Below are 15,054 nucleotides of genomic sequence, written 5' to 3'. Positions count from 1 at the left end.
GCCAGACCGACCCGCCGCGGGACGCCGTCGCCGGCCGGCGTCCCGCCGCACCACCGTCCGCCACCACCCCACTCCACCCCAACCCCACTCCACCCCGCCAGCGAGACCGAATCCGCGCCCCGGCCCCCCAGCCGCTCCGCACCGTTAGCAACTCCGACACCCGCAGTACGTCCCGCGCCGCCACGCTCGGGTGCCATGGCATACGACCGGACCTCCGCGGCGACCGGCTCTGGACTGCCGGGGGCCTTTGCTCAGTTCGTACAGTTCGTGCCGCTCGCTGTGGCGGCCGTCGTGCTGGTGGACGGTGCGACCGACTTCTTTCCGGACGACCCGCTCGTCGGGGTCGTGACGCCGGTGCGGCTGCTGCTGGTGATCGGGCTGATCGCGCTGATCGTGCCCGTGCGGGGGCGTGCCCGGGCCCGGCTGCGTGACTTTCGTACCCGGCTCGACCTGCCCGTCGCCGCGCTGCTCCTCACCGCTCTGGCCGTCACCTACCTGGGCGGCCATCCCACCGCGCCGTTGCGCGGACTGCTCACCGTCGTCGGCTGCTACTACCTGGTCGTCGGTCTGCGCCGCACCCAGCCCGAGTCCTGGCGGGCGGTCGGGCTGCTCGCGCTGGCCGGTGTGGCGGCGGCCGGGGCGGTGGCCTTCTCCCAGGTGACCAATGAGACGCCGACCGGCTTCTGCCGTACCGGCCTCCTCGCCGACGTGTCCTGTGCGACGGGCGGCGACGGGGCGCTGATACGGGCCGTCGGGACGTTCGCCAATCCCAATCTGCTCGCCGCCTTTCTGGTCCTGTTGCTGCCGTTCGTGCTGCTCGCCGCCGTGTCCGTGGACGAGCGGACCGCCCGTACCGCGATCGTCCTCGTCGGCGCCCTGGGACACGGGGCACTGCTCACCACCTTCTCCCGTGCCGGGTATGTGGCGGGGCGGCCGGGCTGCTGGTGCTGGGCGGGGCCTACTGGCTGGCGCCGCGGCTCGCCGACCGGGCCCAGCGGCGGATCCTGGCGGGGGTGGGGCTCGTGATACTCGTCGGAGCGGGGGCTGCCATCGCCGTCGTGTCGCGGGCCGGGGACTCGCTCGGCGTGCGCGGGCAGGCCTGGAACGCGGCCCTGGACATCGCCGCGGACAATCCGCTGGGCGTGGGCCTCGGGCGGTCGGGGGCCGTCATATCGGCCGGGGCGGACGGCGACCGGGTCTTCGTGCACGCCCACAACCTGTGGCTGAACTGGCTCGTCGAGACCGGGCCCCTCGGTCTGCTCGCCATCCTCTCCGTGACCGTGGTCGCCTGGATCTCGGCCGCCCGGGCCGCCCGGGCCAAGTCGGTGATCGGCACGGTCGGGCTGGCCGCGCTGACCGGCTTCTTCCTGATGTGCATGCTGGACCACCCGGCCAACCTCGACCGCATCGACAGCCTGTTCTGGGTCACCCTGGGGCTCGTCATGGCCGAGGTGCCCGGCGGGTGGCGGCGCCGGTCCGGTTCCGTCGACGCCCGCTCGGTGCACTCCGGTGACCTGGGTCCGCCGCCCCGGCCGCGGCAGCACCGTAAGGCGGAAACCGCCTCCAGGTGACTCTTCACCGGCGTGCCCTGAGCTCCCCCTTCACCACCTTCCCGCTCGCGTTCCGCGGCAGTTCCCCCACGAACTCCACCGTCCGCGGCACCTTGTAGTTCGCCATCTCCCGGCGTGCCCATGCGATCAGGTCGTCCCCGGTCAGTACGGCCCCCGCGCGGCGTACCACGTACGCCTTGCCGACCTCGCCCAGGCGAGCGTCCGGTACGCCGATGACGGCGACGTCGGACACGTCCGGATGCAGGCCGAGGACCTGCTCTATCTCCGCGGGGTAGGCGTTGAAGCCGCCGACGATGAACATGTCCTTGATGCGGTCGGTGATGCGCAGGTTGCCCGCCTCGTCCAGGACGCCCACGTCGCCGGTGCGCAGCCAGCCGTCCGGTGTCAGGACCTCCGCCGTGGCCGCCGGGTCCTCGAAGTAGCCGCGCATGACGTTGAAGCCGCGGACGAGGACCTCGCCGGGGGTGCCGAAGGGAGCATCGACCCGTACCTCCGTGCCCGGGACGGCCCGGCCGGACGTCGATGCGATCACCGTGGGGTCGTCGCCGCGGCGGCACATCGTGACGATGCCGCTCGCTTCGGAGAGGCCGTACGCCGTGAGGACCGTCTCCACGCCGAGTTCGCCGCGCAGCCGTTCGACCAGGCGGAGCGGGACCACCGCCGCGCCGGTCACCACCAGGCGCAGCGCCGACAGGTCGTGGGCGTCGCGGGAGGCGTGGTCCAGGAGGGACTGGTGGAGGGCGGGCGGACCGGGGAGGACGGAGACGCGTTCCGCCGCGATGTTCGCCAGGGCGGTCGTCGCGGTGAACACCGGCTGGGGGATCATCGTCGCGCCGCGCATCAGGCAGGCCAGGATGCCGGCCTTGTAGCCGAAGGTGTGGAAGAAGGGGTTCACGATGAGGTAGCGGTCGTCGTGGCGCAGGCCGGCCAGGTCGCTCCACACCTCGTATGCGCGGAGGGTCTGAGCGTGGGTGATCACCGCGCCCTTGGGGCGGCCGGTCGTGCCCGAGGTGAAGATGATGTCCGACGGCCAGGACGGGTCGACCTGGGATGCGCGGGAGCGTACGGCGGACTCCCGTACCGTGTCGCCGCTCGCCAGGAAGTCCTTCCAGGTGCGGAAGTCGGCCGGGGCGTCGTCCGACAGGACCACCACCTGCTCCAGGGAGGGCAGTCCGGGCAGTGGGCCCCGGCCGTTCCCGGGCCCTTCCCCCGCGGCCCGCCGCAACGACGCCACGTACGACGTGCCCAGGAACGTGCCCGTCACGAACAGCAGGCGGGCCCGGCTGCGCTGCAGGACGTCGGCTGCCTCCGTGCCCTTGAAGCGGGTGTTCAGCGGGACCAGGACCGCCCCGGCCGACACCGCGCCCAGCGCCGAGACGATCCAGTCCAGTGAGTTCGGCGCCCAGATGGCGACGCGGTCCCCCGGCGACACCCCGTTCGCCAGGCAGGCCGCGGCCGCGCGTTCCACGCGGGCGCCCAGTTCGGCGTACGAGATCCTCGTCCGGCCCTCCACGACCGCCTCGGCGTCGCCGTACCGCTCGGCCGCGCTCCGTACCAGCCCCGGAATGCTGCCCCACTCCACGTCTCCGCGCACACCGGCCTCCCGAACACGTAGCTGACTGTCCGTCAGATTAGCGCTAGCCTGACGGACTGTCAGCAAGCCGGTTCCGGCGTGGAGGTGTGCTCATGGCAGGGCTGAAGGATGCGACGGCCATCGTCGGGATCGGGCAGACCGCCTTCGCCCGGCAGCTTCCCGAGGACGAGCGGACCCTCGCCTGCCGTGCCGTCCTCGCCGCCCTGGACGACGCCGGGATCGCTCCGGGCGAGGTCGACGCCCTGGCCTCGTACACGATGGAGGAGACCGACGAGGTGGAGCTCGCCAAGGCCCTCGGGCTCGGTGACCTCACCTTCTTCGGCAAGATCGGCTACGGCGGCGGCGGTTCCTGCGCCACCGTCGCCCATCTCGCCGCCGCCATCGCCACTGGGCAGGCCACGGTCGGGGTCGCCTGGCGGTCCCGGAAGCGGGGCAGCGGGCCGCGGCCCTGGACGAACACCACCGCCCAACTCCCCACACCCGCCCAGTGGACCCGCCCCTTCGGGCTGCTCCGCCCGGCCGACGAGATCGCCATGCTCACCCGCCGCTATCTGCACGAGTACGGCGCCACCCGGGATCACCTGTTCAACGTCGCCCTCGCCTGCCGCAACCGGGCCAACCAGAACCCCGCCGCGGTGATGTACGACCGCCCCCTCACCCGCGAGATGTACATGACCTCCCGCTGGATCAGCGAACCCCTCTGCCTCTTCGACAACTGCCTGGAGACGGACGGGGCGTTGGCCTGTGTCGTCGTCTCGCGCGAGCGCGCCCGGGACTGCCGGCGCAGGCCCGTCTACGTCCACTCCGCCGCCCAGGGCCTGCCCGCCCAGCACCACGGAATGGTCAACTACTGGAACGACGACCCGCTCACCGGGCCCGCCTGGACCGCCGCCCGGCACCTGTGGAAGCACGCCGACTTCACCCCGCAGGACGTGGACGTCGCCCAGATCTACGACGCGTTCACGCCCCTCATACCGCTCTCCCTGGAGGGCTACGGCTTCTGCGACCGGGGTGAGGGCGGCGCCTTCACGGAGGGCGGCGCCCTCGAGATCGGCGGGCGGCTGCCGCTGAACACCGGGGGCGGCGGGCTCAGCGAGGCCTATGTCCACGGGTTCAACCTGATCACCGAGGGCGTGAAGCAGCTGCGGGGCACCGGTACCGCCCAGGTCCCGGGCGCCGCCACCTGCCTGGTCACCGCCGGCGAGGGGGTACCCACCTCCGCCCTGCTGCTGAGGAGTTGAGGAGCATGCTGAGTCCTGTCATCGACCCCGACGGCGCCCCCTTCTGGCGGTACGCCGCCCAGGGCGAGCTGCGTGTCCAGGCCTGCGCCGACTGCGGTGAACTGCGCTTCCCGCCCCGGCCCTGCTGCCCGCACTGCCAGTCGTTCGCGTCCGAGTGGCGTCGGATGTCCGGGCTCGGGCGGATCTGGTCGTACGTCGTCCCGCATCCGCCGCTGCTGCCCGACTACGCCGAGCAGGCGCCGTACAACGTGATTGTCGTCGAGGTGGCGGAGGCGCCGAGGATACGGCTGGTCGGCAACCTCGTCAGTCATGCCGGTGCCCCTCTCGACTCCGTTCCGCCGGACCGCGTTCGGATCGGCGCGAGGGTCCGGGTCGTCTTCACCGACGCCGGGGTTCCGCAGTGGGTGTACGGATGAGCGGCCTGCGGGTCACCGCCGACAAGGACACCGGCGTCGCCGTCGTCACCCTCGACCGGCCCGAGCGGCTCAACGCCATCGATCTCGCCCTGGCCGGCGAACTCTCCGCTGCGTGGGGGGAGTTCCGGTACGACGACTCCGTGCGGGCCGTCGTCCTCACCGGGGCCGGGGAGCGGGCCTTCTGCACCGGCGTCGACCGAAGCGCCGAGGTTCCCCAGCCCAACTCGCCGTACATGGCGGACGATCCGTTGCTGAGCGTGGGGCCGAAGGCGAACGACCTGTGGAAGCCGGTCGTCGCGGCCGTGGAGGGAATGGCCTGCGGCGGGGCGTTCTATCTGCTCGGGGAGGCGGAGTTCGTCATCGCCGGGACGAGCGCGAGTTTCTTCGACCCGCACACCACGTACGGCATGGTCAGTGCGTACGAGTCGATGCTGCTGGCGCAGCGGATGCCGTACGGGGAGGTCGCCCGGATGGCGCTCATGGGTACCGCGGAGCGGATCTCGGCGCGGCGGGCGTACGAGGTGGGGCTGGTGTCCGAAGTCACCCCGTCCGGCGAGGCATTGGCAGCGGCGACCGCCTGCGCCACCGTGCTCGCCGGGTACCCTCCTGAGGCCGTCCAGGGGACCGTGCGGGCCCTGTGGGCGGCCCGGGAGGCGGCCCTGGCGACGGCGTTCGCGCAGGCGCCGGCGCTGATCGCGCTGGGCAATGCGCCGGCGGAGCTGCAGACGGAGCTGTTCCGCGGCCGGCGCCGGGAACACCGGACGCGGTGAGGGCTAGGGCGTGTCCGGCTCGGCGACCTCGTCGACGTCGCAGCCGGTCACTTCGGCGGCGCGGCTTCTGTTGCTCGACTCGATGTCGACGGTGAGCTTGTCGCGGCCGGGCACTTCGAGGAACCAGGTCTCCTGCTTGACGGTGCCGCCCGCCCGGTTCTCGAAGGTGACGTCGACGGCGAAGGTGGCGGTGCTCGCGTTGGGGTTGGTGATCTCGACCCTGGAGTACGGGGCCTTGCCGGTGACGCACTTGACCGGCTTCACCGAGGCGTTCTGCAGCGTCTCGGCGGAGCCCGAGGAGCCGGAGGAGCCGGAGGAGCCGGTGTTGTCGTCACCGTAGGAGTCGTTGTAGCCGCTGCTGCCGGACGTACCGCCGTAGTCGTCATCGTCGTCGTCCGTGCCCGACCAGGTACCTCCACCGGACGTCGACGACGAACTGTCGTGGTCCTGGCTGGAGCTGCTGCAACCGCCCCCTCCCCCGCCGTCGCCGCCGCCACTGCCGTTACCGTGGCCGCGTCCCGTCGAGAAACCGGTCAGCGTCAGGACCACCAACGCCGCCATCGCCGTGAGTTTGAGTGTGCGCCCCCGAAGATCCATGCCGTCACGCTACTGGATCTTCTGTCACGGCCATGTCACCGCCTGGCGACCGTCACGCACCCGCTGTAGCGTCGGGTATGAGCACGGTGAAGACCGGTTGCTCGCCCGAGCGACGGCCGCCGTCAGGAACCCTTCCGTGCGCCTGGTACGACGGCCGTCCCGCGGCACCAGGGCCTGTCCGGCGGATCAGGTCGCAGGAAATCGACCACACCCTGATAGCGCAGGTGAGCGGGTTCTGGTGCGTCCAGCTGCAAGGCGGAGGAGGGCGTCGACGCGATGAGGGTCCCCCCGCTCGAGCGAAGCCGAGCGTGGGGGAGGGCGTGCCGGAACCCGCGTCTGCGGCATGATCCGCCGGACAGGCCCTAGGCGGTGCGGGCCGTGCCCGTGCCCTTCTCCGCGTCCAGCGCGTACACGCAGCGGTCCTTGCTGCACGCGTACACGATGCCGTCCTTGACGACCGGGGAACCGGTGATCTCGCCGCCGGTGGCGAGTTTCCAGCGCAGTCGGCCGTCGTCGGCCTTCAGGGTGTACAGCAGGTGGTCGGTGGAGCCGAAGTGGATACGTCCCTCGGCGACCGACGGTGCGCCCACGATGTCGCCGCCCGCCTGGAAACGCCACTTGGGGGTGCCGGTGACCGCGTCCAGCGTGTACAGGCCGGTGCCGCTGCCGACGTGGACGTGACCGGCGGCCACCAGGACCGGTTCGGTGGACGCCCGCGACTCGGTGGCGATACGCCAGCGGTCGCGGCCGTCGGCGGCGTCGAGGGCGTACACCGTGCCGAGGTAGTCGGCGAGGTAGACGCCGCCGCCGGTGACCGCGGGGCCGGGCGCGAAGGCGGGCGGGGAGAGGAAGACCGCGGGGGCCTCGAAGTGCCAGCGCACGTGCCCGCCGGCCACGTCGACGGCGAGGACGCGGGTGCCCGCGGACACGTACACGTATCCGTCGGATGCGGGGGCGACACGGACCGGTACGCCGCCGCAGGAGGCCGCGTCGCCGATCGGGTACGACCAGCGCTCGTCGCCGGTGCGGGCGTCCAGGGCGCGCAGCCGGGCGTCCTGCCAGACGTACACCGTGCCGTCGTGCAGGGCCGGCCCGGCCTCCGGGGACTCGAAGTCGCTCTGGCAGCCGGTGATCTCCCACAGCTTCTGGCCGCTGGCGGCCTCCCAGGCCTGCACGCCCCCGCCGCGGGTGCCGGTGACGACGGTGCCGCGGTCGGCCTTCAGGGAGTACACCCAGGCGTCCGTCGACAGCCGCCACAAGTCGGCGCCCTCGCGGGCGTCCAGGGCGAAGAGGGTGGGGCCGTCGGAGGCGTGGATCCGTCCGTCGGCGACCGCCATCGACCAGGCCACGTCCCGGGTCTTGAAGCGGCGCCGGCCGGTGGCCACGTCCAGGGCGTGCACCTCGAAGGAGGTGACGTAGACGAGGTCGTCGGCGACGGCCGGAGTGCCCCAGACGTCGTTGGACATACGGAACCGCCAGGGGCGCCAGCCGGCCGGGTTCTCCGGGGGTGCGGGCTGCGGCGCCGGTACGGCGGGTTCGGCGCCGTTGACGCCGGGGCGGGGCTTGGCCCAGGACGCGGCCAGGCCCGCCTCGGGCGGGGGCGCCTTGACGGCGGCGGCACGGGCGTCGGCGACGCGCGGGCCGGGGCCGATGGGCACCGCGGCGCCGGCCAGCCGTACGGGCCGCTGTCGGGGGCGCCGACCGGGGCGGACACGGGGGCCGCGGGCGCGGGCGCCGGGACGACGGGGGCGTGGGCGGCGGGGGCGGCACGGCGTGCGGCCGGCCGGAGCTGCGGCCCGAGCCGGAGGCGGGTCTGACAGGAGGCGGCCGCCCGGCGGGCCTCGATCAGGCTGACGGCCTTCTCGGCAGCCACGCCGACGCCGTACCGCTGTCGTCGGAGCCGGAGCCGAACAGGTGCGGGGCGAGCTGGGCCTGGAGGTCGGGGGGTGGGGCGGGCCGCGGGGTCCATCTGCATACAGGACTCGATCAGCGGGCGCAGCTCGTCCGGCAGGCCTTCGAGGTCGGGGCCCTCGCGCAGCAGCATGAAGACGGTCTCGACCGGGTTGGCGCCGTGGAAGGGCGGATGGCCGGTGGCGGCGAAGACGAGCTTGGAGCCGAGCGAGAAGACGTCGCTGGCACCGGTGACGGAGCGGGAGTCCTTCGCCTGCTCGGGCGACATGTAGGCGGGGGTACCGACGGCCACGTTCGTCATGGTCAGACGGGTGTTCGAGACGCCGGAGGCGATACCGAAGTCGATCACCCGGGGGCCGTCCTCGACGACGAGGACGTTCGAGGGCTTGAGGTCACGGTGGACCAGCCCGGCCCCGTGGATCGACTGCAGCGCCTCGGCGACGCCCGCGGCCAGCCAGCGCACGGCCTGGGCCGGGAGCGGCCCGCACTCGTTCACTATCTCCTCGAGCGAGGGCGCGGGAACGTATGCGGTGGCCAGCCACGGCACGGCCGCCCGCGGGTCGGCGTCGACCACGGCCGCCGTGTAGAAGCCGGACACCGCGCGGGCCGCCTCGACCTCGCGCGTGAAACGGACGCGGAACAGCTGGTCCTCGGCGAGCTCCGTCCGGACGGTCTTGATCGCCACGCGCCGGCCGGACGCCGAGCGCGCGAGATAGACCAGCCCCATGCCGCCGGCACCCAGCCGTCCCAGCACCTCGAACGGCCCGATCCGCCGCGGATCGTGCTGCGTCAGCTGATCCACCACTTGCCTGCCACCTCCCCGTACGAGCCGCGTCACCCACATATGTACGCGACCGCGTGCAGCGTCTCACCACCGCACCGCCGTGGCGGCACGCACCCCGATTCTTCCTGTCCGGGCCACAGGTTGCGAACCCAGCGACATATCGGGTGTCTCGCCTTATAGCGCGACAAAGAGGTGCACGTCAGCGCTGTAGCACCGCGAACGAGGCCCCCTGGTCGTCCGAGGCCACGCCCACCGTTCCGTACGAAGTGTCGAACGGTCCCGCCTGGATGCGGCCGCCGAGCCGGTTCACCGTCCCGAGTGCAGCATCGCAGTCCTCGACTCGGAAGTGGACCAGAAAGTGCGGCGGCATCTCGGCCGGGAAGACCTCGGTGAGCGGGGTGCGCCCGAAGTCCGGCTCGGCGTCCGTCCCGAACAGGGCGTCGGTGAACAGGCCCCCGTAGAAGGCACCCGCGGCCTCGGGGTCGCGGGCGTACAGCTCGACCCGGGCGAAACTGCCGGGCTCGTGGCGCCGCCCGAACCCCTGGTGCGTCCCCGGCTGCCACAGACCGAAGACCGCACCTTCGGGGTCGGCGGCGAGCGCGGCGACGCCCAGTTCGCCGACCGGGATCGGTGCGGTGACGATCTGGCCGTCGGCCGCCAGGATCCGCCGGCACAGAGCCTCGGCGTCCGGCGTCGCGAAGGACACTGTCCAGACCGTGGGCAGGCGGCCGTCCGGCTTGTGCGCGAGCCCGGCGACGGGCTCGCCGTCGTGGTACGCCCACACGGTGCCGCCGTACGACTCCTCGAAGGTCCACCCGAAGAGCTCACCGTAGAACCGTTTTCCCGCCTCGACGTCGGGGAGCTGTGCGTCCACCCAGCAGGGGACGCCCTCCGCGTACGCCGCTTCACGCACAGATGCCCCATTTTCGGCCATGCTGTCAAGCTAACGTCCTTCGACGCACCCCGCCCATCAGCCACACCACCCCCATTTCCCCCGTGCACCCCATTTGCAGTCGGCCGAATAGCGCTCCGATCACCCCTCGGTAAGCTGACGACATGACAGGACAAGTGCGTACCGTCGACGGCCGCGTGGCCGGTCGGCGTGGGCAGGCGACCCGGCAGAAGCTGCTCGACTGCCTCAGCGAGATGCTCAGCTCCTCCCCCTACCGGGACGTCAAAGTCATCGATGTCGCCAGGAAGGCGGGCACTTCGCCCGCGACCTTCTACCAGTACTTCCCGGACGTCGAGGGCGCCGTCCTGGAGATCGCCGAGGAAATGGCCGCCGAGGGCGCCGGATTGACGGAGCTGCTGGCGGGCCGTTCGTGGACCGGCAAGGCCGGCTGGCAGACGGCCCAGGAACTCGTCGACGGTTTCCTGGAGTTCTGGCGGAAGAACGACGCGATCCTGCGCGTCGTCGACCTCGGTGCGGCCGAGGGCGACAAACGGTTCTACAAGATCCGCATGAAGATCCTGAACTCGGTCAACAACTCCCTGGTCGACGCGGTCGCCGAGTTGCAGTCCAAGGGCCGGGTCGACAAGGACGTGAACCCTGCGGCGATGGCCGGTTCGATCGTCGCGATGCTCGCGGCGGTCGCCTCGCACCAGAAGGGCTTCCAGTCCTGGGGTGTCAAACAGGCCGAACTCAAACCGAACCTTGCACTGTTGGTGCACCTGGGCATCACCGGCCGGAAACCGACCAAGTAGCCCGGAGCAACGGAAGACGCTTTTACCCATCCCAAGTCCTGTCAGGCGGGCGGTGGTTCACCCAAGTGGACCACCGCCCGCCATGTTGTTCGCGGCCGCCCTCCCGTCGAACAGCTCCGCCGCGTCGGCGGCGTGCGCGCGCAGCCGGTGGACGGGCCCGAAGAGCAGCTCGTCGCCGGCGGCGCGCTTGAAGTACAGGTGCGCGTCGTGCTCCCACGTGAAGCCGAGGCCGCCGTGCAGCTGGATTCCCTCGGCCGCGGCGGTTCGCAGCGCCTGGAGGGCCTGGGCGAGGGCGAGCCCGCCGACGGCCTCACCGCGGCTGGCCGCCCAGGCCGCGTAGTACGCCGCCGAGCGGGCCGCCTGCACCTGGACGTACACGTCGGCCAGGCGGTGTTTGACCGCCTGGAACGAGCCGATGGCCCGCCCGAACTGCACCCGCTGCACGACATGTCCGACGGTCCGCTCCAGGGCACGGTCGGCCGCCCCGACGGCCTCGGCGGCGAGGACGGCGGCGGCGGTGTTCCCCACGGCGGCGAGGGCGGCGAGGACATCGGCCTCTTCCTCGCCGAGCAACTCGGCTGCCACGTCGCGAAGTTGCAGTCGTCCCTGCGGCCGGGTCGCGTCCAGGGCGGTCTGCCGTACGCGGACCAGCCCAGCGGCATCCCCCGGCACCAGGAACAACAGGGTCCGCGAACGGGCGAACCCCCCGGCATGCGCGGCCACCACGAGCAGCCCCGCACTGTGCCCGTCCAGCACCTGACCGACCTCCCCGTACAACCGCCAGCCGCCCGCGCCGCGCCTGCACGCCGCCCGCCCGGCCGCCGCCCGCCAGTCGCCCCGGTTGGCGCCGGTCAGCGCAAGGGGTGGCGAGGTGCGCGCCGGGTACGGCGAGGGTGGCGGTGAGGCGGCCGGAGTGATGCGGGGCAGCAGGCGGCGCGCTGGCCGTCCGCGCGAGGGCCAGGAGGAGGGGACGGCGAGGACGGCCGTGCGAGGAGGGGGGAGGGGGCGAGCGCCCGGCCGGTCTCCTCGGCGGCGAGGGCGAGCTCGGTCGCCGAGCAGCCGACCCCGCCGTAGGTCTCGGGCAGCGCGAGGCCGGGCAGGCCGAGGCGGGCGGCGAGGTCGGTCCAGAGGCGGGGGTCGTGTCCGGCCGGGGTGTCGAGGGCCGCCCGCAGCTGCTCGGGGCCGCAGGTGTGGCGGAGCAGGTCACGGAGGGTGCGGCGGATCTCGTCCTGCTCGGGGGTGAAGCTGGCGTCCATGGGTGAGGGCCTCCCTGATCTGACGGTGCGTCATATTAGGGCGGCGGGACGAGGATGCCCAGGCCTGCCGGGGGACAGCTATCTGATGTACCGTCAGATCCATGCGTACCCGGAGAGTCGCCGTGGTGGGCGTGTCCCTGTCCTCCTGCGGCCGTGTGGACCAGGCAACCCCGTACACCCTGCACGCCCAGGCCGCCCGCCGGGCCCTCGCCGACGCGGGTCTGGACCGCGCGCTGGTCGACGGCTTCGCCTCCGCGGGCACGGGCACGCTCGCGCCCGTGGAGGTGGCCGACTACCTGGGCCTGCGCCCGACCTGGGTCGACTCCACCTCGGTCGGCGGCTCCACCTGGGAGGTCATGGCGGCCCACGCGGCCGACGCGATCGCCGCCGGTCATGCGAACGCGGTGCTGCTGGCCTACGGCTCGACGGCCCGCGCGGACGTCAGGGCGGGCCGCCGCACCGGCACCCTCTCCTTCGGCGCCCGCGGTCCGCTCCAGTTCGAGGTGCCCTACGGCCACACGCTGATCGCCAAGTACGCCATGGCTGCCCGCCGCCACATGATCGAACACGGCACGACCATCGAGCAGTTGGCCGAGGTCGCCGTCCAGGCGCGGGCGAACGCAGCCCTCAACCCCGAGGCCATGTTCCGGGACCCGATCACGGTCGACGACGTCCTGTCCGGCCCGCTGATCGCCGACCCCTTCACCAAGCTCCACTGCTGCATCCGCTCCGACGGCGGCGCGGCGGTGCTGCTGGCCGCCGAGGAGTACGTACGGGACTGCCGTACGGCTCCGGTGTGGATCCTCGGCACCGGCGAGCACGTCTCGCACGCCGCGATGTCCGAGTGGCCCGACTTCACCGTGTCCCCGGCGGCCGTGAGCGGGCGGCTGGCCTTCGAGCGGGCCGGGGTGCGCCCGGAGGAGGTCGACTTCGCGGAGATCTACGACGCGTTCACGTACATGACCCTGGTGACGCTGGAGGACCTCGGCTTCTGCGGGAAGGGCGAGGGCGGGGCGTTCGTGGAGAAGGGGCGGCTCAGGGTCGAGGCGGGGAACTGCCGGTGAACACCGACGGGGGCGGTCTGTCGGCCGGCACCCCGGGATGCGCGGGCTGTTCCTGCTGGTGAGAGGCGGTGCGGCAGTTGCGGGGGGAGGCAGGCGAGCGCCAGGTGCGCGCCCAGGGACGGAGGGCTGCCCCGGCTGGGGGTGCCTCGGGGACGGGGGGCTGGTTCTGCTCCTCGGGGACGGTGGTTCTGGGACGTGAGTGAGCCGGTCCTGCGTCGGCACGTCCTGGCCCGCGGCTGAAATCCGTCCCGTGTCGACTCACCGGCTGCGCATCCCGGAATACGGGACGGCCCGCGGCATGCTGACACGGACAAGCGGAATCCGCGGACCTGGAGCACTCGAAGGAGAGCGAACATGGCACTGTCCCGTGAGGAACGCGAGCAGTTTCTGGCCGAGCCGCACATCGCCGCGCTCGCGGTGAACGGGGAGGCGGGAAGGGCGCCGCTGACCGTGCCGATCTGGTACCAGTACGCACCCGGTGGTGACGTGTGGATCATGACCGGGCTCGACTCCCGCAAGCACCAGCTGATCAAGGCGGCCGGCCGCTTCACCCTGATGGTCGACCGCGTCGAACCCACCATCCGCTACGTCTCCGTCGAGGGCCCGGTCGTCGACACGACCTCCGCGACCGTCGAACAGCTCCGGGAGCTCTCCGCCCGCTACCTCCCGGCCGAGAAGGTCGACGGCTATGTCGAGTTCGCCCTGAAGAACCACGGCGAGAACGTCATCATCCGCATGCGGCCCGAGCGGTGGGTCTCCTCGGACCTCGGAACGGTGTAGGGGTCCACTCCGTGGGCGCTCCGTCGACGCGGGGATACTCGGCTCATGGAACCGGATCTTCATGAGCTGCTGAGGTCGCTGCGGGTGTGGGACCCGGAGGTCACCGAGCTGCCGCCGTTCGACCCCGCCACCGCACCCGCCGAACCCCTCCCCCTGTTCACCGGCTGGTTCGCGCAGGCGGTGGCGGCGGGCCAGCCCGAGCCGCACACCATGTCCCTGGCCACGGCGGACGAGGAGGGCCGGCCGGACGTACGCATCGTGATGCTGCACGGCGCCGACGCCCACGGCTGGTCCTTCGCCACGCATGTCACCAGCCGCAAGGGCGGCCACCTCACCGCCCGCCCGTACGCGGCCCTGAGCTTCTACTGGCCCGTCCAGGGACGTCAGATCCGCGTCCGGGGCCCGGTGACGACCGCCCCCGCCGAGGAGGGCCAGGCGGACCTGCACGCCCGCTCCACCGGAGCACTGGCGGCCGCGCTCACGGGCCACCAGAGCGAACCCCTCGCCTCCCTCCAGGAACTCACCCTCGCCTCCGAGGCGGCCTGGACCCGGGCTCAGGACGACCCCGACACCCCGGCGCCGACCTGGACGCTCTACCGCCTCCAGCCGGACGAGGTGGAGTTCTTCCAGGGCGACGCCCGGCGACGCCACGTACGGCTGGCCTACCGGCGTACGGAGGACGGCTGGAGCCGTCAGCTGCTGTGGCCGTGATCCTCGGTGGAACGCCGGCCGAAGTCCGCGGTCACGGCTCCACCGCCGGGTCGGTCGCCAGACGGCCGTGCAGGTGCACGTCCCGGAACGCGTCGCGCCGCCCGGCCTCCCACATCGCGCCCCGCAGGGTCCCCTCGTACGGGAAGCCGCACCGCTCGGCGATACGGCAGGAGGCGTCGTGCCCCAGGGCATGGCCCAGCTCCAGGCGGTGCAGGCCCAGGTCCGTCAGGGCCCAGTGGGCGGCCAGGGTGAGGGCGCGGGTGGCGACGTGCCGGCCGCGGGCCTCGGGGAGGGTCCAGTAGCCGACGCGGGCGACGCGGAAAACGTGGTCGATCTCGTTGACGCCGATATGGCCCAGGGTCGTGCCCGTGGCGGCGTCCGTGATGCGGAACGACGCGCTCATGCCGTTCGCCCAGTTCTCCGCCTTGGCCCGGAGGGAGGCGCGGGCGTCGTCGAGGTCCGTGATCGGTTTCAGGGGGGTGTTCCAGCGCTGGAAGTCCGGGTCGGACAGCCCGCGCAGCCAGGTCCCGGCATCGGCGTCGGAGCGGGGGTCCCAGCGGCACAGGCGCAGACCGTGGCCGTTCAGTTCGGGGAAGGGGCGGGCGACCGAGGACTGGGCACGTATGAGGGACATCGGCCCATTCAATCCCGTCGG

Annotated in this window: 12 protein-coding genes and 3 pseudogenes; 9 read left to right on the top strand and 6 right to left on the bottom strand. The window is 72.5% G+C overall.

The genetic code is table 11. From position 1 onward, the window contains the following. Window positions 1-195: 195 nt before the first annotated feature. Both StrepF001_RS45340 and StrepF001_RS00485 read left to right on the top strand, forming a co-directional pair. Window positions 196-1,026, top strand: coding sequence for a hypothetical protein (locus tag StrepF001_RS45340; RefSeq protein WP_165396113.1), 831 nt, complete (start codon window positions 196-198; stop codon window positions 1,024-1,026). Then, window positions 945-1,571 (top strand): O-antigen ligase family protein, encoded by a 627-nt coding sequence (locus StrepF001_RS00485; RefSeq protein WP_165396112.1) that lies wholly within the window; start codon window positions 945-947, stop codon window positions 1,569-1,571. Before StrepF001_RS45340 ends, StrepF001_RS00485 begins: the two co-directional genes overlap by 82 nt. 4 nt (window positions 1,572-1,575) lie before the next feature. On the opposite strand, the gene StrepF001_RS00480 is transcribed toward StrepF001_RS00485, so the two are convergent. Further along, window positions 1,576-3,165 (bottom strand): FadD3 family acyl-CoA ligase, encoded by a 1,590-nt coding sequence (locus StrepF001_RS00480; RefSeq protein WP_129796368.1) that lies wholly within the window; start codon window positions 3,163-3,165, stop codon window positions 1,576-1,578. Window positions 3,166-3,257: 92 nt separating this feature from the next. Between StrepF001_RS00480 and StrepF001_RS00475 the strand changes: the two genes are divergently transcribed. From StrepF001_RS00475 to StrepF001_RS00465, 3 genes are read left to right on the top strand one after another with little or no spacing between them, the layout of a single operon-like run. Next, on the top strand, window positions 3,258-4,406 hold the full coding sequence (locus tag StrepF001_RS00475) for a lipid-transfer protein (RefSeq protein WP_129796367.1): 1,149 nt from the start codon (window positions 3,258-3,260) through the stop codon (window positions 4,404-4,406). Window positions 4,407-4,411: 5 nt separating this feature from the next. Continuing rightward, entirely contained in the window at window positions 4,412-4,822 is a 411-nt protein-coding gene (locus StrepF001_RS00470; protein WP_129796366.1) for an OB-fold domain-containing protein, read from the top strand. Continuing rightward, window positions 4,819-5,592: an enoyl-CoA hydratase/isomerase family protein gene (locus StrepF001_RS00465; RefSeq protein WP_206306741.1), complete on the top strand. Its 774-nt coding sequence runs from the start codon at window positions 4,819-4,821 to the stop codon at window positions 5,590-5,592. The genes StrepF001_RS00470 and StrepF001_RS00465 overlap by 4 nt, the downstream gene beginning before the upstream one ends. Window positions 5,593-5,595: 3 nt before the next feature. Here the strand turns inward: StrepF001_RS00465 and StrepF001_RS00460 are convergent, their stop codons facing one another. The 3 genes and pseudogenes from StrepF001_RS00460 to StrepF001_RS00450 all read right to left on the bottom strand — a co-directional run bounded on the left by StrepF001_RS00460 (window position 5,596) and on the right by StrepF001_RS00450 (window position 9,818). Beyond that, window positions 5,596-6,189, bottom strand: coding sequence for a hypothetical protein (locus StrepF001_RS00460; RefSeq protein ID WP_129796364.1), 594 nt, complete (start codon window positions 6,187-6,189; stop codon window positions 5,596-5,598). 362 nt (window positions 6,190-6,551) lie between these two features. After that, window positions 6,552-8,905 (bottom strand): annotated as a pseudogene (locus tag StrepF001_RS00455) (serine/threonine-protein kinase). 178 nt (window positions 8,906-9,083) lie between these two features. Continuing rightward, complete coding sequence (locus tag StrepF001_RS00450) at window positions 9,084-9,818, bottom strand: VOC family protein (protein WP_165396111.1); 735 nt, start codon at window positions 9,816-9,818, stop codon at window positions 9,084-9,086. Window positions 9,819-9,940: 122 nt separating this feature from the next. On the opposite strand from StrepF001_RS00450, the gene StrepF001_RS00445 reads away from it, so the two are divergent. Next, window positions 9,941-10,588, top strand: coding sequence for a TetR family transcriptional regulator (locus tag StrepF001_RS00445; protein WP_129796363.1), 648 nt, complete (start codon window positions 9,941-9,943; stop codon window positions 10,586-10,588). A gap of 57 nt (window positions 10,589-10,645) precedes the next feature. On the opposite strand, the pseudogene StrepF001_RS00440 reads toward StrepF001_RS00445, so the two are convergent. Next, window positions 10,646-11,844: pseudogene (locus StrepF001_RS00440) on the bottom strand (acyl-CoA dehydrogenase family protein). Between the two features lie 101 nt (window positions 11,845-11,945). On the opposite strand from StrepF001_RS00440, the pseudogene StrepF001_RS00435 reads away from it, so the two are divergent. From StrepF001_RS00435 to StrepF001_RS00425, 3 genes and pseudogenes are all read left to right on the top strand, one after another. Continuing rightward, window positions 11,946-13,111: pseudogene (locus tag StrepF001_RS00435) on the top strand (acetyl-CoA acetyltransferase). A 151-nt stretch (window positions 13,112-13,262) separates the two neighbouring features. After that, window positions 13,263-13,688 (top strand): pyridoxamine 5'-phosphate oxidase family protein, encoded by a 426-nt coding sequence (locus StrepF001_RS00430; RefSeq protein ID WP_129796362.1) that lies wholly within the window; start codon window positions 13,263-13,265, stop codon window positions 13,686-13,688. 45 nt (window positions 13,689-13,733) lie between these two features. Beyond that, on the top strand, window positions 13,734-14,399 hold the full coding sequence (locus StrepF001_RS00425) for a pyridoxal 5'-phosphate synthase (RefSeq protein WP_129796361.1): 666 nt from the start codon (window positions 13,734-13,736) through the stop codon (window positions 14,397-14,399). A gap of 31 nt (window positions 14,400-14,430) precedes the next feature. On the opposite strand, the gene StrepF001_RS00420 is transcribed toward StrepF001_RS00425, so the two are convergent. Next, a complete protein-coding gene (locus StrepF001_RS00420) occupies window positions 14,431-15,033 on the bottom strand; it encodes a GNAT family N-acetyltransferase (protein WP_129796360.1) in 603 nt (200 codons plus the stop codon). Between the last annotated feature and the right edge of the window lie 21 nt (window positions 15,034-15,054).

The sequence above is a fragment of the Streptomyces sp. F001 genome, assembly GCF_004187715.1.
Lineage (GTDB): Bacteria > Actinomycetota > Actinomycetes > Streptomycetales > Streptomycetaceae > Streptomyces > Streptomyces flavusporus.
This window is presented reverse-complemented; position numbering and strand designations above follow the sequence as displayed.

Coding starts and splice junctions, on each gene's coding strand:
- StrepF001_RS45340 (WP_165396113.1), top strand. CDS start 196: ATGGCATACGACCGGACCTCCGCGGCGACCGGCTCTGGACTGCCGGGG.
- StrepF001_RS00475 (WP_129796367.1), top strand. CDS start 3,258: ATGGCAGGGCTGAAGGATGCGACGGCCATCGTCGGGATCGGGCAGACC.
- StrepF001_RS00470 (WP_129796366.1), top strand. CDS start 4,412: ATGCTGAGTCCTGTCATCGACCCCGACGGCGCCCCCTTCTGGCGGTAC.
- StrepF001_RS00465 (WP_206306741.1), top strand. CDS start 4,819: ATGAGCGGCCTGCGGGTCACCGCCGACAAGGACACCGGCGTCGCCGTC.
- StrepF001_RS00460 (WP_129796364.1), bottom strand. CDS start 6,189: ATGGATCTTCGGGGGCGCACACTCAAACTCACGGCGATGGCGGCGTTG.
- StrepF001_RS00450 (WP_165396111.1), bottom strand. CDS start 9,818: ATGGCCGAAAATGGGGCATCTGTGCGTGAAGCGGCGTACGCGGAGGGC.
- StrepF001_RS00445 (WP_129796363.1), top strand. CDS start 9,941: ATGACAGGACAAGTGCGTACCGTCGACGGCCGCGTGGCCGGTCGGCGT.
- StrepF001_RS00430 (WP_129796362.1), top strand. CDS start 13,263: ATGGCACTGTCCCGTGAGGAACGCGAGCAGTTTCTGGCCGAGCCGCAC.
- StrepF001_RS00425 (WP_129796361.1), top strand. CDS start 13,734: ATGGAACCGGATCTTCATGAGCTGCTGAGGTCGCTGCGGGTGTGGGAC.
- StrepF001_RS00420 (WP_129796360.1), bottom strand. CDS start 15,033: ATGTCCCTCATACGTGCCCAGTCCTCGGTCGCCCGCCCCTTCCCCGAA.